The organism is Sphingomonas sp. BL-S-28, from assembly GCF_055521515.1.
The window spans coordinates 682,059-704,223 of sequence record NZ_CM145483.1; the positions used below are offsets into that span (position 1 = coordinate 682,059).

Consider the following 22,165-nt stretch of genomic DNA (forward strand, 5'->3'; position numbering starts at 1 on the left):
GCCGACAGAGCGGTCGTTGACCACCTCATCTCGGTTTCCGGATAGCAGCCGTCGTCGTTCACGGGTGCGGCGTTAACAACCCACTTTGGGGCTGTGCCCTAAGCCCCTGAAGTAAAAAAGATCACGCCAACCACAGCCGCAAGCGCCAAAAGCGCCAGAACGAGGCCCAGCGCTATCGGAGAGAACTGTCGATGCATCGTGATCGGTGAGCCAGCCTGGTCGGAGGAACCCCCGCCAGATATTTTCGCCCGATTTGGAGCGCTCCAGTCATCGGTGGGAGATAGCATATCCGGACCGCTTACCTGACTTACAAGCGCAAGCCTTTCAAACGCGACCGCCATCCTTTGCTCGTCGATGTATTTGCAGATCGCTTGGGCTTCCAGATCATCGTTGGCGGAGATGGGCAGTCGTTGCAGAAGACGGCCGATCTGGGCATCCAGGTCATGCAGCCGGTCGATCGCTTCCAGCACGCCGCGCCTGTCGCCCTTTCTCAGAGCAAGCTGAAGCCGCGTGAGCGACAGACTGTTGGCCCGGCAGATCTGCAATCCGAGATGAACATCCTTATGGAGAGCGGCCTCGTCAGTGCAGGGAATATCGTGATCCCGGCGCTCCGGTGAAGAGGTGCTCATAGTCGTCTCCGCTTTTCCATGCTCCCGCTAAAGCGAATAGGCGCCTTTGGAGAGACCGAAAGCGGTCTGAGATTGACTGAGCGCTCCTCAGGCCAAGACGGTGTGAATGCCGAAGGCTACTATCCGTCCGGAGGGGATCAGCCTCCTCTCGCCTCGACAAGCAACGCCTGCATTTCTTCTCCCGATCGCATCATTCGCTTTCCGCTTCGTTGGCGGGCTTCGCCTTTTCCGGAGAGGTCCCCGTGCCGTCGAAAGCGCTAATCCGGAATGCAAAACGCGTGGGTTCGAGGCGGGTGCGGTATTGGGGCATGGGCTTGCCGAATTCGCTCCATTGCGTATCGCCGCCTACACCCCATTGGGCACCGTCGATCAGCAAAGTGCCGTGGTCATGCGGCCGGATGTCGGTGGACTTCCACGTGCCGGGCGCGTGCCGGTCAAGATCCTCATAAGGGAAGGCCAGCGCATTCGCCATCAAAGGGACGCCCCCTTCGACACGTAGGCCCCGGCCCCCGCCCGATACCTCGATCCAGCGCACGTCCACCTTGTTGCCGGTCTCCTGCGGCCGGATGTAGTCGTGGTTCTGCCCCGCCAAAGGCCCCCGCCAGAGGCCGATGGGCGCCGATGTCTTGCGGTCGACATAGCTTTCGTGCGGCCCGCGTCCGTACCATTCGACCGTATCCAGATCGATTGGCAGATTGAATTCCAGCCCCACCCGGAACGGCGGCGGTAATTGGGGATTGAGCGGTGTGAGTTCGCCCGAAACCGTAACGGAACCGTCACCCTCCATGCGGTAGCTGAGCGCAAAACGCGCGTCGCCCTTGCCCAGATCGTAGGTGACCGCGATCTCCCGCGCGCCGCCATCGACCGCGCGCGCCGTGACGGCCGTGACCTTGCGTTCGTGGCTCAAGGTCTTCCACACCGCCAGTTGGCGCTCTGTTCCGATGCCAATGTCGTTGTCCGTCACCGCACGCCAGAAGTTGGGCGTGCCTCCAGACGACAACAGCTGGCCATTGCGGGCGTAAGACTTGAGCAACCCCGTCTTGCGGTCCACCGTCAAGCTGACACCGCCTGCCGAGAGTTCGATTACTCCGCCCTTTTCCGAAGTCGATACCGGCCCTGCGACCGCCGGCGCAAGGACACGTGCCCCCGGATTAAGCGCGAACTGCTCCCAGCCGATCACGCGCCCATCCTCCACCGCCGGCACGGCTAGTGCCTTGGCGTGAGCCCGGATGGTCACGAAATACTCCGCCCCGGCGCGGAGGGGGAACGTCCCGATCGGTAGCGTCAGCGTGCCCGCCTGATGAGCGGTCACGCCTGGAGCTGGCAGCACGCCTTGCGCCACGGCAATGCCGTTCTCCAGCAGTTCCCAATCGAACGTAAAGCCCGAAAGGTCGATGAAATCGTGCCTGTTGCGCGCGGTGACACGGCCTGTCGCCGGATCGAATCCGTCGAACTGGATCGGCGCATAGACCTTGCGCACTTCGAACAGCGCCGGGTTCGGGGTACGATCCGATTGCAACAGCCCGTCGCCGAATTCGATATCCCCGCCCGGATTGGGGCCATATTCGCCGCCATCGCCCCAATATCGGCGCCCGTCCTTGGTATATCGGTACATCGACTGGTCCACCCAATCCCAGACGAAGCCGCCCTGCAGCTTGTTAGGATAAGCGTAGATCGTGTCCCAGTATTCCTTCAGATTGCCGCCCGAATTGCCCATCATGTGGGCATATTCGCACTGGATCATCGGCTGCTTGAAGTTCCAGTTCGTGGCATAGTCGACCATCTTTTCTACCGGATCATACATCGGCGCGTAGATATCCGCGTACCAGTTGGGGCGATGGTCGCTGATCCCGTCCCATGTGCCCCACCCCAGATAGCTTACCAGCCGGTCCGGATCGCGCGCCTTCACCGCAGCGGCAGCAGCGGCGAAGTTCGGACCGATGCCCGCCTCGTTGCCCAGCGACCAGAAGATGACGGAGGGGTGGTTCTTGTCCCGCTCAACCATGTTCACCGCACGGCTGACATGCGCGTCCTTCCACGCCGGATCGAAGCCCAGCTGGAATTCCGCCCGATGTTCCGGATGCTTGTTGGCATAGTCCATGTAGGCATGGCTCTCGAGGTTCGCCTCATCCATGACATAGAGGCCATAGCGATCGGCAAGCTCATAGAGGCGTGGATCGTTCGGATAGTGCGATGTGCGGATCGCGTTGATATTGTTCTGCTTCATCAACCGGATGTCGCGCTCCATCGACTCCAGCGAGATCACATGAAAGGTTTCCGGATCGTGCTCGTGCCGATTGACGCCGCGAATGGTGATCGGTTTGCCGTTCACGGTGACCAGGCCGTTCCTGATCGCGACATTACGGAAGCCGATGCGCGCGTAAGTCGATTGGATGATGCGCCCCTTGGCGTCGTAGAGTTCGACCAGCAGGAAATAGAGGTTGGGGGTTTCCGCAGTCCACGGCTTCACGCCCGGCAGACGGCCGTTGAGCGTCACGGTACGTTCGGCCTGTCCGGCAGAGACCTGTTGCCTCCCTTCCAGAACCGCGCGGTCTCCGTCCATCAGGACATAGCGCGCGCTCGTCGCCGCGCCGGGCGTCACAGCGACGTCGATCGCCAGCGTTCCGGTGGTAAAGCCGTCGTCCAGCCCGGCATGGACGAAGAAGTCTCGGATACGGGTTTTCGGCGCCGCCATCAGGAAGACCTCACGCTCGATGCCCGAAACGCGCCAGAAATCCTGATCTTCGAGATAGGACCCATCGGACCAGCGGAACACCTGGATGGCCACCGTATTGCGGCCCGCATGGACGAAGCGCGTCACATCGAATTCGGACGGCAGCTTGCTGTCTTCGGAGTAGCCGACCTTCTGACCGTTCACCCAGACATAGTAAGCCGATCCCGCCGCGCCGATGTGCAGGATCACGTCTTCTCCGCTCCATCCCGCCGGCACGTCGACGTCGCGGCGGTATGAGCCGACCGGATTGGTTGCGTGGGGGATCAGCGGGCGATTGGCCGGAAAGGGATAAGTGATGTTGTTGTAGCGCGGCTGGTCGAACCCTTCGGCCTGCCAGTCGGCGGGGACTTTGATCGATTTCCAGCCCGATACGTCGTATTCGGGCTTTTCGAAGCCGGCCGGCAGTGCGTCGGCGCTGGGCGAAAGTGCGAACTTCCACTCGCCGTTCAACAGCAGGAACCGGGATGAGTGCGTACGATGGCCAGCCATCGCACGTTCGCGGCTTTCGAACGGGAACCCGGTCGCACGAGGGGGCAGCTTGCCGATCGCGTTGACGGCAGGATTTTCCCAATCCGGACGGGACGGATCGACCTGCACCGGCTGCACTTGCGGCGGCTGGGCCTGCGCCGTGGTTGCAGCCGTCAATGCGATACCGGCTGCCGCCGCGCGCCATTTTCCCATGCGAGACACCTAATTCTCTCCCGTTATCGCAGCTGGCAGATGTCGAGGACGTCCATGTCCTCATAATCCAGGTTCTCGCCCGCCATGGCCCAGATGAAGCTGTAGTTGCGCGTGCCCGCGCCCATGTGCACTGACCATGGGGGAGAGATCACCACATCCTCGTTTTCCATGACGATGTGGCGCAAGTCGTCCGGCCGGCCCATGTAGTGAAAGACCCGGTCGTCCTGCTCCAGATCAAAGTAGAGGTAGATTTCCGAGCGCCGCTCATGAACGTGCGGGGGCATCGTGTTCCACACGCTTCCCGGTTCCAGCCGGGTCAGCCCCAGGCAGATAGAGGCGCTCTGGCACGTGTGCGGCAGGATCAGTTGATAGATCGTGCGCGCATTGGAATTTTCCAGACTGCCGCGCTGCATGACGTTGGCCTCCGCCATGCCCACCTTGCGCAAGGGGAACGCGGTGTGCGCAGGCACGCTCAGCAAATAGAAGCGCGCACCCTCGCCCGCGAAGCTGAGCGTTTCGGTGCCTATCGGCACATAGAGCGCCTCGTACTTTGCCAGCGAAAACGCCTGTCCATCGGCTGTGACCGTCCCCTCGCCCGCGCCAATGTTGATCACCGTCAGTTCGCGTCGTTCCAGCAGTGAGTGCCCGGCGGCGCTTTCCGGTTCGGTCTGGCGCGGCAGCACCAGCGGCTCGCCCCCCGGCACGGCGCCGCCGATGATGAAGCGTTCGCCGTGCGAATAGGTCAGCACGATCTCACCCGCGCGGAACAGGCCCGAAACGAGATGCCGTTCCCGCAAGTCCTCGTTGCTGGCGCCCTGCATCATGCCGGGATGGATCCCGTAGTAGGTCTTTTCGAACAAGGATCGTCTCCGTCAGCGCGGCTTGCGGTCGAGTTCCGCCACCGCCGTCGCGGCAAGCAGGAAGGCGCCAACGCCGAAGTACTGGGTGTCGCTGGGCAGAACCTGATCGGGGCGATCGCCCACTTGCTGCACCCAGCCAAGGCGGCCGTCCGGCTGGATCGCGCGTTCCAGCGCCGCCCAGCCCTTGCGCACAACCGGTTCGTACTCGGTCCTCGGCAGCAGTCCCTGATTGATGCCCCAGGCGATGCCATACGTGTAGAACGCCGTGCCGCTGGTTTCGGGCGGAGAGTTTTCCGGGGCAAGGAGCGAGGGTGCCCAGTAGCCGTCCGGCTTCTGCAAGGTCTTCACTTTGGCCGCCATGTCCTTGAACAGCGCCTCCATCCGCGCGCGGTCGGCGCTGCCGGCATCGAGTTGCGGGATCACCCGCGCCATGCCGCCGAACACCCAGCCGTTGCCACGGCTCCAGAACACCTTTCGGCCCTTGTCGCGCCGTTCGAAGAAGCGGCTGTCGCGGTAGTAGAGATGTTCGACCGGGTCATAGAGGAAGTCGGTGGTCGCCCAGAACTCCTTCATCGCGAAGGTCAGGTAGCGGTTGTCGCCGGTCTGGCGGGACAGTTCCACAAAGGCGGGCGGCGCCATGAACAGCGCGTCGCACCAGCACCAGCGCTTGAGGCACTCGGTCGCCCCATAGCCTTCGGGCGGGATGGCGAAGGCCAGGGTGGTGATCGCGGGCTTGTCCACCACCGTGTCGAAGGCGGCCCTGGTCGGTGCCAGCGCCGCCTCTCCGCCGCCGTGCGCGGCAGCCCAGACATAGGCCTGCGCGATAGCCTGATCGTCGGCGAAGTAGAGGTTGTCGCCCGGACGCCATGCGTTGCGGCGGCCCATCGCCAGCACCGCTTCGGTAATCCGGGGCGGCGCGCCGGCATCGGCGAGCGCAGTCATGCCGACCCAGAATACCGCCTGCTCCCACCCGCGGGTCTTGCGCGTCTCGTCCGTGGCGCGGGGGATGTGCGAGAGATCGTCGAGATGGGCGAGCTGCCAATCGGCGAGCTTCACCGCTGCGGCCAGCGGCGACTTTGCAGGCTGGGCCGCAACAGGCTTAGCAGCAGATTGGGGCGCTTGCGCGGCAAAAGCAGGTGTCGCCATGGCCGCACAGACGATCGCGGCGGGGATCAGGTTTCGGATAGTCACGAGGCAAGCTCTCCTGTCGGGATCAGGCGGGGGCTGATGAGGTGAAGCGCCACTAAGGCGACAAGGTAGGCGCATCCGGCAACCATGAAGATCGGTGCATAGCTGCCGGTCAACTGCAGAACGGTGCCGACGAACTTGGCGATCAGCATACCGCCTATCGCACCGGCCGTACCGCCGATGCCGACGACCGAGCCCACGGCCGCGCGCGGGAACAGGTCTGACGGCAGCGTCAGGATATTCGCGGAGAAGGCCTGATGCCCGGCAGTCGCCAAGCCGATCAGCAACACGGCCAGCCAGAGATTGTTCACCGACTGGACGGTCATCACCGGCATCACCGCCAGCGCGCAACCCAGCAGGGTCAGCTTGCGGGCGGCATTGACGCTCCAGCCCCGCGCGATCAGGCGCGAGGATATCCAGCCGCCCGCCACGCTGCCAAGGTCCGACATCAGGTAGATGACGACCAGCGGCGGGCCGAAGCTCTTGAGATCCAGCCCATAGCGTTTGCCCAGGAAGTCCGGCAGCCAGAACAGGAACATCCACCAGATGGGATCGATGCAGAACTTCGGGATAGCATAGGCCCAGGTTTGCCGCACCGCGAACAGCCGCCCCCAGGGCAGCCGCTCTGCCGGTTGGACGGGATCGCTGCGGATATAGGCCAGTTCCTCCGGCGAGACGCGTCGATGCTCTTCCGGCCGGCGATAGATCGCCAGCCATGCCGCCACCCATATCAGACTGGCCAGCCCCGTGGCGATGAACGCCGCCCGCCAGCCGTATGCGATCGCGATGGCCGGCACGATCAGCGGTGTGGCGATCGCGCCCACATTGGCGCCGGCGTTGAACAGGCCGATCGCAAAGGCGCGCTCGCGCTGCGGGAACCAGTCCGCCACGACCTTCAGGCCGGCCGGGAAGTTCCCCGCCTCACCCACGCCTAATGCGAAGCGAACCACGATGAACTGGGTGACGCTGCCCACCAGGCCATGCGCGGCATGCGCCAGCGTCCAAAACGTGAAGGCCACGGCATAGCCCAGCCGCGCGCCCACCGCATCGATGAAGCGCCCCATCGCCAGAAAGCCCAGCGCATAGGCGCACTGGAACCAGAACACGATGTCTGCATATTCGCGTTCGCTCCAGCCCAGATCGGCTTGCAGCACCGGCTTCAGCACGCCGATCATCTGGCGGTCGACATAGTTGATCGCAGTCGCCGCGAACAGCAGGCCGCAGATCGCCCAGCGATAGCGCCCGGCCCTGCCCGCGGCCCGTTCGACGACAGGCTGTTCCAAGATTTCCCGCGGCATTTGCTGCATTATCATCCCCTCGCGAAAGAGAGGACGCCCGAACCATGGACCCGGGCGCCCAGTTGGGAGTGGCTCAGAATTTGCCGCGAACCCCGAACGAGACAGTGGTGCCGTTGAAGAACGAATTGTCGCGCCGCGACTTGCCGTTGCCCTTCGGGCCGTCCGGATCGGAGTAGAAGATGTAGACGTTCTCGTTGGTGATATTCAGCGCATCGATCCGCAGCTCGATCATGTCGTTCAGCTTATAGCTGACCGTCCCGTCCAGGAAGCCTTGCGGCGCCGTGTAGGGAATTTGGTCGTTGCCGGTATTCTGCGAAGTGATGCCGGTCTTGGCGCGGTAGTTGTAGGAAGCGCGCACGGCGAAGGGGCCCTTTTCGTAGAACGCGGTGGCGCTGTACGAATACTTCGGCACGAACTGGATCGGTACACGCGTGCCCTCCATCGTCACGAAGTCGTCGCCCTTCTGGTCGATCAGCGTCAGGCTTCCGGTGAAGCCCAGTCCATCGAACGGCTTTGGCAGGAAGGTGAAGTTCTGCTGATAGGCGAATTCCAGGCCCTTCAGCTTCAGTTCGCCCTGATTGACGTACTGCGTCCGGCGGATCAGGAAATCGTCGGGAATGTCGCCGTCGGGAAAGCCCAGCGCAACCGCGTTGAAGGCGCTGTCCGGCAGGCCGAGCGAGCCGAAGGTAACGAAGTCCTGCACCGCCATGGCGCGATCGACGATGTCCTTCTTGAACGCGCCGATGCTGAGCAGGCCGCCCGGCGCGAAGTACCATTCAACGCCGGCGTCGAACTGCGTGGCCATCTGCGGCCGCAGGTTCGGATTGCCCACCGTCACGTCGGCGTTGAACACATTGGGCACGATGGTGCCGCCGGCAATCGCAGTCAGCGCCGCGCGGGTAATCGTCTTGCCCGCGGAAGCGCGCACGACCACCTTGTCGGTAACATCATAGGCAAGGCTCGCGGAGGGTAGCCAGTTATCATAGCCGCCCTCCCGCCGCTGCGGCAGAAACACGCCTGAGCCTGCACTCTGGTAATTGTGAATGATCGTCCGCGTGTTGGAATAACGCATGCCCACGTTGCCGCGCAACTCGCGCCCGAAGACCGGCAGCGTGAAGTTGGCTTCGAAGAAGCCGGTCTTGACGATCTCATTGGCTTTGAACGCGCCATTGAGATTGACCGGCGCCGCCGCGTTGGCGGCATTGGCGTCCAGATCGTCCATCACGAAAGAGCGCGGAAACGTCGCGAACTGAGAAGGATAGCCCGAATTGCCGCCGTCACGGATTCGGCCGAACTGGATGTACGGATCCATGTACGAGAACACATCGAGCCCGGCGAGCTGGGCAGAGGCAATGCTGCTTCCGTCCTGCTGCGAGATTTCCTTGCCCGTATCCACATAGCTGCCGCCCAGCTTGATCGCGAACGTACGATCGCCATCGTCCACCGGCGTCCAGTCGAGCACGGCGCGGGCGGTCTTCTCCCTGTCGATCTCGCGATTGAGCGAGAAGCCCAGCCCCGGCGCGGTAAAGTTGGCGGGGTCGGTAAAATCGACCGGCGAACTGATCGTCGGATACGTGACGTTCACCGTCGGGTCGAACGTGCTGGTAATGCCGTAGATATTGCTGGTGATGCGATTGGCGGTGTAGCGGGCATTGCTGTCGCTGAGATTGCCCTGCGCCGACAGTTTCAGATTGTCGGTCAGGTCGTAAACGGCGCGCACGATTCCATACTTGAACCGGGTCCGCGCGTTGCGGAAGAAGCTTTCCTGGATAAAGCTGGTGTTGCCGAACGTGCCGTAGAGATTGTTGAATTCGTCGATATGCACATCGAGCGGGATGATGCCCGAATTCGTACCGACGCCGGGCGCATTGGTGGTGCCCGGCACCGTGCGCGAATTGCGTACCGCAGCGCCGAAGGTGAATTCGTCCGCCTGATCCTTCAGTTCGGAGAAGATACCGTCCACGCTGACGTCCAGCCGATCGGTCTTGTACTGGATCGATCCGACGAGGCCTATGCGTTCGCGTGTATTGTTCGATGTGAACACGCGGTAGAAGCGCGGCAAGTAGGCGTTATTGATCTCATCACGGATCAGATCGCCAAAGTTCGCCAGCGGATTGTCCAGGTCCATCTGGAACTGGAACGGACCGCCCACAGTGGTTGGCCCCTGATAGGCGAGGGAACCAATCGCGGACGAGTTGTAGCCGCCGGTCGACTGGAAGCCCGAACGCTCGTTGACGTTCTTGGCATAGGCCGCGCCCAGCAGGACGCCGAAATCGCCCCAGGTATCGCTGAACAACAGCGATCCGCGCGGCTGCCACTTCTTCGACTGGGTGTTGTAGTTGGCCTGCGCGGTATAGCGGATCACCCGGCCCGCGCTGTCGAACGGACGCGGCGTTTGCAGGTCGACATTGCCGCCGATACCGCCTTCCTCAAGATTGGCCAGCGGCGACTTGTAGACGTCCACCCGGCCGAACAACTCCGACGGGAAGACGTCATAGTTGAAATCGCGTGTGGACGATCCGACGTTCTGCGATGACGTGGTGTGGACCGGCGCCCCATTGATGGTGGTAACGGTGAATTCCGAACCCAGACCGCGGATGCTGATGCGCTGCCCTTCGTTCGACGCGCCATCGCGGGACAGGAACACGCCGGGAATGCGCTGGAGCGAGTCCGCGACGTTCGCCTCGGGGAACTTGCCGATATCCTCAGCCACAATGGAATCGCGCACGCCCACGGCTTCGCGTTTCAGTTCGATGCCTTGCTGAAGGCTCTTGCGAAACCCGGTGACGACGATGTCCTCGGTCGTCGGCGTCGATGCGTCCGCCGATGCCCCGGCAGCCGGATCACCCGACGCCGTTGCCTCTTGCGCATGGGCTGCGTTGCTCGCCGCCAGGATTGCCAAAGCGCTCGCCGTCAATGCTGCGGCAGTAACCACCCTCATGAACATCCTCCCTCATCCGCGATTCGCCGCGTGATGAGAAAGTTGTCATACAACCATATCTATTTGTCAATTGTCGGACTACTTAGGGCCTTTCGCGTGTGTCCACACCGGTGATGGCATCGCTTAGTTCGGAATGGCGGATAAGGCTCTCCTGCATGTGCAGCCGCGCCGAAGTGCGTGCGCCCTCTATGTCCATCCGGATGATCGCCTCCAGCAGCGCCTCGTGCTCGTCACGAACTTTGCCGACATAGGCCTGGTGCGCATCCTCCGACTGGTCGCGCAGATAGAGGCTACGCGGCGGGACCAGCCGCACACCCAGGAACTGTATGAATCTTACGAAATAATCGTTCTGCGTGGCCCGTGCGATCGCCAAATGGAACTCGGTGTCCGCTTGCGCGGAAGCCGTGGGATCGTCCCCAACGTCACGCATGCGACGCAGCGCCGCACGCATTTCGGTGATATCAGCCTGAGTGCGCCGGGCGGCGGCCAGACCGGCCATTTCAGCCTCGATCGCCTGCCGCATTTCCAGCAGCTTGATAACGTCGGAAAGCTCCGTAAGCTCTTCTTTCGTCACCTGAAAGGCGCGATATTGGGCGTTTTCAGACACATAAACGCCTGACCCCTGCCGCGCCACCGCGAACCCTTGCGCTTCAAGCCGCGCCACCGCCTCCCGCACAACGGTCCGGCTCACTTCCTCGCGCTCGGCAATATCCTTCTGCGAAGGCAGCTTGGATCCGGCAGGTATGACCCCGGAGATGATTTCCTCCTCCAGTTTCGCATAGAGGATATCGGCCAGGGAGGCGGCTTTTACCATGGGAAGTCTTTCGTCACCGGCGGAAGAAGAACCTCCCGCACTGCCCATTCCTACACGAAGCTCTTGGCAAACGACAGATAGCAATTTATCAGGTTGGCATACAACTTTCGCACATAGTCTTGGAGAGGACATGCGGCAAATTCGAAGATCGGCGCGCACCCTGGTTGCAGCGGGGCTGGCGATGGGCTGGGCATCGAGTGGTGCACTCGCCCAACAGCAGCAGGCTGACACGCAGCTGAAAATGGATAAGCCGCTTCCCGCGCCTGAGAGCAAGACTCCGGCGGCAGTGGCCCAGTTCGCCCCCTATCGCTATGACGACCTGCTCTGGGAAAACGACAAGACCGCACACCGGATTTATGGCCGCGCTCTGGAAGCGGCGGAGCCGCCGTCCGGATCGGGCATCGATAGCTGGGGCAAGAACGTGCCCTGGCCGTTCGCAGACCGGCAACTGCGCAGCGGCGACCAGCACGGCTATCACGGCGAGGGTCTGGATTTCTACAACGTCGGCACTGCGCGCGGCGCCGGTGGGCTGGGCATCTGGCAGGACAACAAGCTGTGGACCTCACGCAATTACGTGCGTGCCCGCATCCTGAAATCCGGCGGAAAAGAAGCCGATTTCAGCGTGGATTACGCCCCCTGGCCAGTGGATGTGGATCGCAAGGTATGGGAAACGCGGCGCTTCACGCTGCCGCTGGGCACGCATTTCACACGGCTGGTATCGACGCTGCAATCGGACTCCCCTGCCCCGCTGGTGGTCGGGATCGGTCTAGGCAAGCGCACGACCGGCGCGCGTGACGGCGAAGTGACCGTGGACCGCGCCAAGGGCCTGATTTCCTGGTGGGGCCCGGAAGACGGCGCGCATGGCCGCATGGCGATCGCGGTGCGCGTGGATCCCGGCATGATCGCCGACATCAGGCAGGATGCGGACAATTACCTCGTCCTGCTCAACGTTCAGCCCGGCAAGCCCTTCGTCTACTATTCGGGCAGCGCGTGGAGCAAAGGGCAGGACAGCTTCACGACGCGGGAGGCGTGGGACGCCTACGCCGCCTCTCAAACGCTCGACTTCTCGATTCCGAAGGACTGAACATGACCATGAATCTGGATCGCCGCGCGATGCTGGCCGGCGCCGTGGCCGGCACTGCGGCGCTTTCGACCGGCGCGGCGACTGCCCGCGCCACTGCCCGCGTCGCAGGGCAAAAACCGTTCGGCCAGGCCGGTCTTCATTCGGGTGCCGAAGATCGCGCCTATATGCTGAGCCTGTTGGAACGCATGGCAACGCCGGTGCTCTCACGCATGGCGAACGGGCGGCTTCAGCAGGAATGGACGCCGGAACTCAGCCCCACCTGGGACGGCCGCAATCCCAAGGTCGCCTATCTGGAGGCATTCGGCCGGTTGATCGACGGGCTGGCGCCGTGGCTGACGCTGCCGGACGATGGCAGCGCGGAATCACGCCTGCGTGCCGGACTGCGCGAACAGGCGCTGGCCAGCTACGTCCACAGCGTCGACCCCAAGAGCCCGGACTACCTGCTGTGGAGCGCGGAGGGCCAGCCGCTGGTGGACTCCGCCTATTTCACCAGTGCGCTGCTGCGCGCGCCGCAGATCCTGTGGGAACCGCTGGACGCAACCACCAAGGCGCGGATCATCGCCGAAATCCAGGGCCTGCGCCGGGTAACCCCGCCCTATACGAACTGGCTGCTGTTCGCTGCCATGAACGAGGCCTTCCTGCTATCGGTCGGCGCGCAGTGGGACCCCATTCGGATCGACCTTGCCATCCGCAAGTTCGGCGAGTGGTACGTTGGCGATGGCTGGTACGGCGATGGCGAACATTTCCACTTCGACATGTACAACAGCTATGTCATCCACCCGATGTTGACGCAGATACTGGACGTACTCGTCCGCACCGGGGTCAAGTTCAACAAGCTGAACCCCGAGGAGAGGCTGGCCACGCAGATCAAGCGGATGCAGCGCTTCGGCGAAGCCCTGGAACGCATGATCGGCCCGGACGGCGCGTTTCCGCCGGTCGGGCGATCGTTGACCTACCGCACCGCGGTGCACCAGCCGCTAGCCTATCTGGCATGGAAGAAACAGCTTCATGCCAAACTGCCCGAAGGTCAGGTTCGCGCCGCCACACTGGCCACACAGCGCCGCATCTTTGCCGATCCCAGCAATTTCAATGCCCAGGGGTTCCTGACGATCGGCTTCGCCCGTCATCAGCCCAGCCTGGGCGACGTCTATTCGAATGCCGGCAGCATGTATATCGCCGCCGAAAGCCTGCTCGCGCTCGGGCTGCCAGCCAGCAACAGCTATTGGCAAGCCGAGGGACAGCCCTGGACCATGCGCAAGGCCTATGGCGGAGCAGATTTTCCAAAGGATTATTACGTGGACTTCTGAAATCCTTAGAGACCGTTTGAAAATTCGCGAAATGCGAATTTTGCGGCACCGGCCCTCTCCCCCACCCTACCACCCGCAGGATACTACCGATGGGTGGTAGGGTGGGGGAGAGGGCCGGTGCCGCCTCAAAAATGCCCCTGCGGGCATTTTTCAAACGGACTCTTAGAGGAGCGCAGGGGCACGCGATGGCGTGAGGTTCACCGCTTTTCGAGCGGCATGACGTAGACGTCCAGATGGCGGATCCGCTCGGCATCGTCGAATTCGTAGATCGTCACCGTGTTCGACACATCGGTTACGTCGCCGCGCGCATTGCGCTCCTCCAGTTCCAGGATCACCCGGCCCGGCTGCTCGGTAACGTGCCGCAGCGTTCCCTCCCAGGACGTTCCGGCCGCATATTGGGTGATATAGTACTTGTACTGGGCCCAATCGATCACTTCGGCCTGCGGGCCCAGGAACACGCCCATGCGGACGTAGCTGTCCACATCGACTAGGCGCTCGATGGCGGCCCAATCGGCGTCCTCAAGGGGTTGCGTCTTGGATTTCTCGACCAGCGCAGAGAACGCCTCGCTATATTCGATCACCTTGCGGGTAAGGCCGGAAAATTCGCTCGCCCCGGGCATTTCGTTCGCCATGTTCCTCTCCCTTTTTTTCCGATTTTTCATGCGGTTACGACATCACCAGACCGCCATCGACATTGATCGACTGCCCGGTGATCGTCCGCGCTTCGTCAGACGCCAGAAACAGCGCCATGCGCGCCACATCCTCCGGGCTGGAGAAAGTCTTCAGCGGCAGCCCGGCCACCAGACCTGCCTCCACTTCTTCGTAGGTCTTTCCCTGCTCGCCCGCGACGCGCTTCATGTAGTTGACCATCAGGTCCGTGCCTATCGCGCCGGGCACCACGCAATTGCAGCGAATGCCGAACTCTCCCACCTCGCGCGCGATGGTCTTGGTTAGAATGCGCAGCGCGCCCTTGGCGGCGGAATAATGGCTCTTCCGCACCATCCCGTCCCACCCCGCACTGGATGAGAAATTGACGATCGATCCGGTCCGCCGTTCCAGCATCGACCGGTTGAGCACCTCACGCGTGCAAAGCATCGCGGCCATGCAGTCGGTGCGATAGGTGTCCAGGAAATTGTCGACCGTCTGCTCCCAGATCCACTTGTCGGTGCCGGGAACCGCGGCGTTGTTCATCATCACGTCTACCTGGCCCCAGCGGTCCATCGCCGCCTCTACCATAGCGGCAACGTCCGCCTCGTCGGTGACGTCGGCGCGCACCGCGATCGCGGCGGGGCCGATGGCGGCGGCGACTTCCTCCACGAGTTCAAGGCGCCTTGCCGCAAGCACCAATCGGGCGCCTTCCGCGGCCATCATCGTGGCCATGACTGGACCCAACCCGGTGCTGGCGCCGGTGATGATCGCCACTTTGCCCTCGAAGCGGCTCATATCCGCGCCACCTTCTGCATGATCTCGTGGCTGTCCGGCGAACCGTCCAATGCGCGGTTGACGCGTTCGGCGATGCGCCAGCCGTCCTCTGTCCGCACCAGAGTCCAGTGGTTCACCGCCGCGCGCCAGAGGAACCAGCGATCCTCCTCCTTCAGCACGACCACGGAGTAGCCGACGGCCTGCGCCGCATCGCCATCCACGGTGATCTTGGGCGTGGCGGTAAGATGGGCACAACCAGTGTTCACCAGTTCAAGATGCCCCGGCCAGCTGTACATGTCTGCGATCTCTTCGGGGGCGGAAAGGCGCCGGGTGCCGCCATCGGGCAAAGTGAAGCTGTAGCCGCCGCCCTCCTGCCACAGATCGGCGGCCGGTCCTGCCGTGGCACTGTCCACCAGCGGACCGTAAGTGTTTAGCAGGTTTAGGATTTCCAGGTGATCCTCTGCCTTGCGGCAGCGCGCCTCAAGCGCGGCCAGACGGGCTTCGACGTCCATTCCCATTCCTCTCCCCGTTTGATTTTGCCGGTTTCGTATCGAGGCTTGCCCGCAGCCTATGTCGCCATCCGCAAACCGTCCAGCACGGCGCGCCAAACGTCGAAAACTTCACCGGGGCGGTAAGGACAGAGTGAAGCGAGCTTGCGGAGATCGGCGATGCAAGGGACGAGCACGCCTCCCGAAGCAGATTTTTCTCTTATGTTTCCAGATTGTAGCGAAAGCGTCATCAACGCGTGGAATAGGCCCGCCCCGGAAAAGCAGCCGCCACGATCCGTGGAATCCATCGGCATTTTCGAAAAACATGGGGGCATGAATGTTGCAGAAGTCCGTTGTCGCGCTGGCGGTCGCCGCCAGTTTCACGGTATCCGTTCAGGCGCAGGCGCAAGATGCGGAGCCGGGCGCCACGGACGGCGGCGAAACTCACGACATCGTCGTGATCGGCAGCGGGCAGACCCGCTCCGTCTCCACCCTGCTGCCGGCGAACCTCGACGTGCTGCCGCCGGGCACCAGCGTGCAGAAGGCACTGAACTTCCTGCCGGGCGTCAGTGCACAGTCGATCGACGCGCTGGGTGTCAACGAACAGTCGCTCTCGCTGCAAGTGCGCGGCTTCAGCACCACGCATCTGGGCTATACGCTGGACGGCATGCCGCTGGGCGACGGTGCCTACAACAACTACAACGGCCTTTCGATCAGCCGCGCGCTGATCTCCGAAAACCTTGGCCGGGCCGATCTGGCAACCGGCATTGCCGGGCTTGGCATCGCCTCCACCAGCAACCTTGGCGGCGCGCTGATCTACGTCAGCAGCGATCCGCGCAAGGACATGGGCGCATCGTTCAGTCAGAGCTTCGGCAGCGCGGACAGCCTGCGCACGTTCGTGCGCCTGGATACCGGCGAACATGGCGGCTTTTCGGCCTATGTTTCCGGCCAGTACAGCGAGCAGGACCTGTTCGTGCACCAGCGCGACTACAACCGCTCCACCGGCAAGCAGCTGAACGCCAAGGCGAAGTACGAATTCACCGGCGGCACGATCACCGCCTTTGCAGACCTTTCGCGCACCAATCAGGCGGACGATGCCTATCTGTCCAAGGACATGCAGAGCCGTCTGGGCTGGGACTGGGGCGGCTATGCGCCGGACTGGGATTCCTACCTTGGCGTCGCCTATTGCTCGGTGACCGGGCCGACCGCACCGACGAAGTGCGTCAACGCGCCGAAGCCGCAGAAGAATTCGGACGTTACCTTCACCAACGGCCAGATCCTCCGCAACGATAACCTGTTCTATCTCGCCGGCGATTTCGACGTGACCAGCACGCTGAAGGCGCACGCACAGGTCTATCACCACACCGACAAGGGCGCGGGCAACAACTGGATCGTCGGTTGGTCCAAGCAGGGCACGACGACCACGGCTGACGACGTGCCGGTGCAGATCCGCGACACGCGGTATACCATCAACCGCACCGGCGCACTGGGCAGCCTTAGCTGGGATCTGGCCTTCAACCACTTTCAGGCGGGCTTCTGGCTTGAGGAGAACAAGAGCAGCGCCGCCCGCTACATCTGGGCCAATGTCACCGGTCCGTTCGACATCGGGCAGTTCCTGAAGGGTCAGCCCGATACCGCGCAGTGGGTGCAGGAAACCAAGTGGAAAACGCGCCAGTTCTACGTGCAGGACACGGTGAAGCTGCTGGATGATGCGCTGACCGTCGATTTCGGCTTCAAGGGCACTTATTCGCGTTCGGACGCAGAGGCACAGAACGGCATCGCCAAGGCTGCACCGCCGGCAACCACGCAGTTTGCCACGGGTTCGCTGACCGCCAAGGACTACTTCCTGCCGGAAGTGGGCGTGCACTGGCAGGTCGCCCCGCACCACGAACTCTACGCCAGCTATGCCGAGAACATGGCCATGTATCAGGGCGGCTTCAAGCTCGGCCCGCAGTCGGTCACGCAGACCGTGTGGGACGCGCAAGGCAAGACGCTGAAGCCGGAAACGTCGAAGAGCGTCGAAGGCGGCTATCGCTATGTCAGCGGTCCTTTGCAGGTTGCGCTGAGCGGTTACTGGGTGAAGTTCGACAATCGCCTGCTGCAATACAATCCCTGCCCGACCAACCAGCAGCAGAACCCGGGCTGCGGCAACTCCTTCCACAACGCCGGCAGTGTCACCAGCCGCGGCGTGGAACTGGGCGTGCTGTGGAAGCCGGCGCCGTGGATGAGCTGGTACAACTCGGCATCCTACAACAAGTCCACCTACGACGATGACCTGAACTGGTGCACCACCACTTGCGTCGTGAAGGCGACCGCGGGCAAGCAGCAAGTGGATACGCCGAAGGAAATGCTGGCCAGCGTGCTGACGCTGACGCAAGGCGCGGTTTCGGCCATGGTGCAGGGCAAGTATACCGGCCGCCGTTACTACACCTACACCAACGACCAGAGCTTCGGCGGCTACACCACTTTCGACCTTGGCCTTACCTATGATTTCGGCTCGATCGGCGCGGTGAAGGGCGCGAAGCTGGCGCTGAACGTCACCAACCTTACCAACAAGCGCTATGCGGCGAACCTCGACAACAGCGTTTTCGCGCCGGACGATGCGGCGGGCACTATCGTGGTGTTCCACTCCTCGGCACCGCGCCAGTTCTTCGGAACGCTCAGCGTTGATTTCTAAGGCACTGACGATCGGGCTTGCCGCATCGGCAGGCCTGTTCATGGCCCTCCCCGCCCTTGCGAGCGGGGAGGAGGTCATTACGCGGCCGCATCTCGATCAGGCTACCGGCGCGCAAGAGGTGACGCTGCGCGGGCGGACATATGCCAACCTGGGGTTGGCAGGCACCGGCACGGTTCCGGCGGGCACGATCGATTTCCTGGGCGATACGCTCGGCTCCTTCTCCTCGCTGCAGATCGCGCCGGGGAGTTGGAAGCGGGTTGGCGATCACTACGAAGGCGTGCTCTGGACGCTGCCGGATCGCGGGCGCAACGACCCCGCCGGGCGTCTCTTCTTCGATTATCCGGCGCGGCTGGAGCGCTTCCGCATCCGTTTTACGCCGGGTGACGGGCGGCTGGATATCGTGCCCGATGGCGGTCTTGAACTGCGGGACTTTCGCGGGCGACCGTTCACCGGGGCCGATCCGGGCACGGGTACTTTGACCGAGCGCGGCGTGTTGTTGCCGGCTCCGGCTGGCGGGACCGGCAGCGGGAAGGTGTCTCTCGACGCGGAATCCCTGCAGTTCACGCGCGATGGCAGCTTCTACGTCGGCGACGAATATACCGCGAATGTCTATTACTTCGATCAGCACGGCAGACTGCGCGGCGTGATCCAGCCGCCGCCGGCGGTGGCACCGAAGCGGGGCGGCGCGGCCGATTTCGGTTCGCTGGAACCGCCCGAGACGGGCCGCCGCAACAACCAGGGGCCGGAGGGTATGTCGCTCTCTCCAGACGGCCGCACTCTATTGGTAACGCTTCAGAGCGCCCTGATGCAGGACAGCGCCGCCGGCAATGCGGCCGGCCGCACCGCCATCCGCGTGCTGGCCTACGATGTGCATGCATCGCCTACGCCGTCACGCCCGGCCGCGCACTATGTGGTGCAACTGCCTGCCTACAACGACACGGGCGATGGCGGCGCGCCCAATCGCACCGCTGCGCAGAGCGAGATCCGCGCGCTGGACGATCACCGGTTCCTGATGCTTGCGCGCGATGCCGCCGGGCGCGGGGCGGACGGAGACCGGCCGATCGTCTACAAGTCCATCCTGCTGGTGGACCTTGCAGGCGCGACGAACATCGCCGGCTCCGAGTACGAAACCGGCGTGGCATCGGTTCTGCAGAAACCGGACAGCACCGTCCTGCGGCCGGGCATCGTGCCTGCCGAGCGGGCCGAGTTCGTGAACTTGCTCAATCCGGCGCAACTGGGCCGCTTCGGATTGAGCATCACGGCGCTTTCCGAGAAATGGGAAGCGATGGATTTTGCGCCCGTGATGGATCCGGACCACCCGGCCGACTATTTCCTGTTCGTCGGCAACGACAACGATTTCATTGCCCGGCATTGCCGGATGTCCGGCCAGCCTTGCGATTCCGACATCGACAATGACAACCGGATCCTCGCCTATCGGGTCAGGCTGCCGGAACCCTTGCTTTGATGGGCAGTCGTGGTTGCGGAGCACCAACCGACGCCGTTCGCATTTCTCGCGTATGCATGGAGGCCGTCCTGGGGGAACCCCTGCCGCACTTCGCCTATCGACAATTATAAGATCGCCATCGCGCAGAACGAAGTAGCCCCATCGGCCCCGGTCAGGTTGCGGGCAGGATCCCGCACGACGGCCGTGACCGCGTTGATATCACGCGCCCGGGAGAGATCCTGGACGGCGGTTACCAGCCGCTCCATTGCCGCGACATATTCGGACGTCGAGCGGATCGAGGTAGCATCCATTGCTTGCGGCCTTGGCATCGACAAAATTGAGTCCAAGCCGAAAGATATCGCCGGGAAACTTCCAGCGATTTAATCAGATATACGCTGTTTTGCGGGGTTCGGGCTCTAGCTCGAAATCGTGCGCGGCTGCCGATGCCGACCATTCCTCAGCGTACCCACTGCCCTCTTAAACAGCCGGAGCGGCAGAAACGGTGTCACGCCTGGCGCGAAACCGGGCAATTTCACTGGCCTCCATCCGTTCGGCAACTATCGCGAATTGGTCGCCTTCCACGAGCACCTCTGGAGGCAACGCCCGGCAATTATACGTCGAGGCCATGGTAGCGCCGTAGGCGCCGACGGTGTGAAACACCGCAAGATCGCCCGTTTCAACCCTGTCGATTTCTCGACCGATGGCAAAAGTGTCTCCCGTTTCGCAAATAGGCCCGACTATGTCGGCGACGATCCGCCGCCCACTGGGTTGCACGGCGGAAAATTCGTGCAGCGCATCGTAAAGCGCCGGGCGCATAAGATCGTTCATTGCGGCATCGACAATGACGAACCGGCGATTTGCGCCGGGTTTCGTCCAGATTACGCTGGTCAGCAATACGCCGGCCTCAGCGACAACAGACCGTCCGGGTTCGAACATCAAGACAACGTCCCAGCGCTGCGTAACCCGCGCAACCATCGCTCCATATCCTTCGATGTCGGCACCTGCCTCACCGCGGCGATAGCCAACGCCCAAGCCGCCTCCAAGGTCGACGTGGGTCACGCAATGGCCATGCTCCCGCAGCACAAAAAGCAATTCCCCCACCCGCTCGTAGGCGGCTTCCAGCGGAGCAAGGTCGACGATCTGGCTGCCGATATGTACCGCGATGCCCCGCAGATCGAGCCCGCCGAGCGGCGCAAGCCGATCGAATATCTCAAGCGCCTCATCGATCGGAACTCCGAACTTGCTGGCCCGCCGCCCTGTTGTGATCTGGCATGCGTGCCGGCATCAATGTCCGGGTTAACCCGCAAGGTGACCGGCGCGCGAAGCCCCCGTTCGCTTGCCAGCCTCGATATAAGGTGCCCCTCTGCCTCAAGTTCCAAGTTGAACTGGCCGATACCGGCATCGAGCGCGGCGGCGATCTTCCGGCGGGTTTTCCCAGTGCCTGAATAGATGATCGCATCCGCCGGTATTCCGGCATCAAGCGCCGCAGCCAGTTCCCCGCCGGATACGATGTCCGCCCCATAACCTTCGTCCGCCAGCAAACGAAGGATGGCCGGGTTCGGGTTTGCCTTTACCGCGAACGCAAGACGCTTCCGCGGGAGGGCCGCCAACGCAGAGCGGAACCGGCGCGCAGCACCCCGCAGCGTGCCAGCGGAATAGACGTAAGCGGGCGTGCCAACTGCCTCTGCAATTGCTGCCAGCGGCACACCTTCGGCGTGCATGACGCCGGCCTCGAAATGAAAGGATTTCATGGAAATATCCTGAAGGGGAGAGGGCCGGTGCCGCAAAATTCGCATTTCGCGAATTTTCAAACGGTCTCTAAGGCCGTCGCCTCATGCGCCGTTCGCGGCGACGCGACCTGATCATCGCCGGGAGCATTCGGTGCGGACTGCTTTCGACCCGCCATGCAAGAGCGACCTTTTTCCCTTGTACAAGCAGCACAAGGCCGAAAATCATCATCGCCATGCAAATCATGGTAACAGCCGTGCCTGCCCCCTCACCATCGGTTGCAGTGGACCACACGATGGACGGCGCTCCGATAAAGAGGAGCCCACCCAGCCCGCGCCACAGCAAATCCCGGCGCGTCATGCGCAGCCCCTCTTTGGCGAAGGCGCGACGCGCAGCGTCAGGTCACCTGCCCGCCTTACAGCCTCTCGCAGGTGTTTGCCGGGATGCGCCGACGCTTCGTACAGCAGGATATCAGCCGGAAATTCTGCCTCCATTTCAAGCTGGGCAAGCGGCTCACGAACCTCAAAGCTCAAGCCGATTGCAGAATCAACCGATCGAAGCGCGCGCTGGCACGCCTCCTCTATGGCATTGCAGTCCCGATCGATACCGAGGCACTCGATCGCGAGAAATCCCAATGAGCGAGCCTTCCTGGCCGCCGCGATAAGCAGGGCGCCGTTCCCGCAATTGATATCGACGATGCGCACAGATCGGCGCCCGCGCTTGCGCAGCGATTTCAAACGACCCAGAATCGATCTCCAACGCGGATCGCTCTCGGCGGAAAGGGTCGCGCGGGGATCTAGCACGCTGACTCCGATCGAAACGATCGGCCACGGCGATCCGGTCGGCAGAGATAGAGAATAGTGCATTGCC

Annotated in this window: 16 protein-coding genes and 1 pseudogene; 4 read left to right on the top strand and 13 right to left on the bottom strand. The window is 62.8% G+C overall.

Annotated features, from left to right (window positions below; all coding sequences use genetic code 11):
* Positions 1-98 precede the first annotated feature (98 nt).
* The 7 genes from ACZ1JC_RS02860 to ACZ1JC_RS02890 all read right to left on the bottom strand — a co-directional run bounded on the left by ACZ1JC_RS02860 (position 99) and on the right by ACZ1JC_RS02890 (position 11,304).
* Entirely contained in the window at positions 99-629 is a 531-nt protein-coding gene (locus tag ACZ1JC_RS02860) for a hypothetical protein (protein ID WP_465139408.1), read from the bottom strand.
* A gap of 190 nt (positions 630-819) precedes the next feature.
* Positions 820-4,044 (bottom strand): glycoside hydrolase family 2 TIM barrel-domain containing protein, encoded by a 3,225-nt coding sequence (locus ACZ1JC_RS02865; protein WP_465140308.1) that lies wholly within the window; start codon positions 4,042-4,044, stop codon positions 820-822.
* Between the two features lie 23 nt (positions 4,045-4,067).
* Positions 4,068-4,904: a 5-dehydro-4-deoxy-D-glucuronate isomerase gene (gene kduI / locus ACZ1JC_RS02870; protein ID WP_465139407.1), complete on the bottom strand. Its 837-nt coding sequence runs from the start codon at positions 4,902-4,904 to the stop codon at positions 4,068-4,070.
* Between the two features lie 12 nt (positions 4,905-4,916).
* The gene (locus ACZ1JC_RS02875) at positions 4,917-6,095 is read right to left on the bottom strand and encodes a glycoside hydrolase family 88/105 protein (RefSeq protein ID WP_465139406.1); all 1,179 of its coding nucleotides are present in this window, start codon (positions 6,093-6,095) and stop codon (positions 4,917-4,919) included.
* Entirely contained in the window at positions 6,092-7,390 is a 1,299-nt protein-coding gene (locus ACZ1JC_RS02880; protein WP_465139405.1) for an MFS transporter, read from the bottom strand. Before ACZ1JC_RS02880 ends, ACZ1JC_RS02875 begins: the two co-directional genes overlap by 4 nt.
* Positions 7,391-7,463: 73 nt before the next feature.
* Positions 7,464-10,331, bottom strand: a complete 2,868-nt coding sequence (locus tag ACZ1JC_RS02885; protein ID WP_465139404.1) for a TonB-dependent receptor — start codon at positions 10,329-10,331, stop codon at positions 7,464-7,466.
* Positions 10,332-10,413: 82 nt separating this feature from the next.
* Entirely contained in the window at positions 10,414-11,304 is an 891-nt protein-coding gene (locus ACZ1JC_RS02890; RefSeq protein ID WP_465139403.1) for a FadR/GntR family transcriptional regulator, read from the bottom strand.
* Between the two features lie 22 nt (positions 11,305-11,326).
* Here ACZ1JC_RS02890 and ACZ1JC_RS02895 point away from each other — a divergent pair, with 22 nt between their 5' ends.
* Positions 11,327-12,229, top strand: coding sequence for a DUF4861 family protein (locus tag ACZ1JC_RS02895; protein WP_465169064.1), 903 nt, complete (start codon positions 11,327-11,329; stop codon positions 12,227-12,229).
* Positions 12,230-12,231: 2 nt separating this feature from the next.
* On the top strand, positions 12,232-13,536 hold the full coding sequence (locus tag ACZ1JC_RS02900) for a DUF2264 domain-containing protein (RefSeq protein ID WP_465139401.1): 1,305 nt from the start codon (positions 12,232-12,234) through the stop codon (positions 13,534-13,536).
* A gap of 197 nt (positions 13,537-13,733) precedes the next feature.
* Here ACZ1JC_RS02900 and ACZ1JC_RS02905 read toward each other — a convergent pair whose 3' ends face one another.
* From ACZ1JC_RS02905 to ACZ1JC_RS02915, 3 genes are read right to left on the bottom strand one after another with little or no spacing between them, the layout of a single operon-like run.
* Positions 13,734-14,168 (bottom strand): hypothetical protein, encoded by a 435-nt coding sequence (locus ACZ1JC_RS02905; RefSeq protein WP_465139400.1) that lies wholly within the window; start codon positions 14,166-14,168, stop codon positions 13,734-13,736.
* 34 nt (positions 14,169-14,202) lie between these two features.
* The gene (locus tag ACZ1JC_RS02910; protein WP_465139399.1) at positions 14,203-14,979 is read right to left on the bottom strand and encodes an SDR family NAD(P)-dependent oxidoreductase; all 777 of its coding nucleotides are present in this window, start codon (positions 14,977-14,979) and stop codon (positions 14,203-14,205) included.
* Positions 14,976-15,470, bottom strand: a complete 495-nt coding sequence (locus ACZ1JC_RS02915) for a nuclear transport factor 2 family protein (RefSeq protein ID WP_465139398.1) — start codon at positions 15,468-15,470, stop codon at positions 14,976-14,978. The genes ACZ1JC_RS02910 and ACZ1JC_RS02915 overlap by 4 nt, the downstream gene beginning before the upstream one ends.
* A 313-nt stretch (positions 15,471-15,783) precedes the next feature.
* Between ACZ1JC_RS02915 and ACZ1JC_RS02920 the strand changes: the two genes are divergently transcribed.
* On the top strand, positions 15,784-18,123 hold the full coding sequence (locus ACZ1JC_RS02920) for a TonB-dependent receptor (RefSeq protein ID WP_465139397.1): 2,340 nt from the start codon (positions 15,784-15,786) through the stop codon (positions 18,121-18,123).
* Positions 18,113-19,588 carry an esterase-like activity of phytase family protein gene (locus ACZ1JC_RS02925; protein ID WP_465139396.1) on the top strand — a complete coding sequence of 492 codons (1,476 nt, stop codon included), beginning with the start codon at positions 18,113-18,115 and terminating at the stop codon, positions 19,586-19,588. The genes ACZ1JC_RS02920 and ACZ1JC_RS02925 overlap by 11 nt, the downstream gene beginning before the upstream one ends.
* A gap of 104 nt (positions 19,589-19,692) precedes the next feature.
* Here the strand turns inward: ACZ1JC_RS02925 and ACZ1JC_RS02930 are convergent, their stop codons facing one another.
* The 3 genes and pseudogenes from ACZ1JC_RS02930 to ACZ1JC_RS02940 all read right to left on the bottom strand — a co-directional run bounded on the left by ACZ1JC_RS02930 (position 19,693) and on the right by ACZ1JC_RS02940 (position 22,161).
* Entirely contained in the window at positions 19,693-19,878 is a 186-nt protein-coding gene (locus ACZ1JC_RS02930) for a hypothetical protein (RefSeq protein WP_465139395.1), read from the bottom strand.
* 166 nt (positions 19,879-20,044) lie between these two features.
* Positions 20,045-21,318 (bottom strand): annotated as a pseudogene (lysA, locus tag ACZ1JC_RS02935) (diaminopimelate decarboxylase).
* Between the two features lie 333 nt (positions 21,319-21,651).
* Positions 21,652-22,161: a methyltransferase domain-containing protein gene (locus tag ACZ1JC_RS02940; RefSeq protein ID WP_465139394.1), complete on the bottom strand. Its 510-nt coding sequence runs from the start codon at positions 22,159-22,161 to the stop codon at positions 21,652-21,654.
* Positions 22,162-22,165 lie beyond the last annotated feature (4 nt).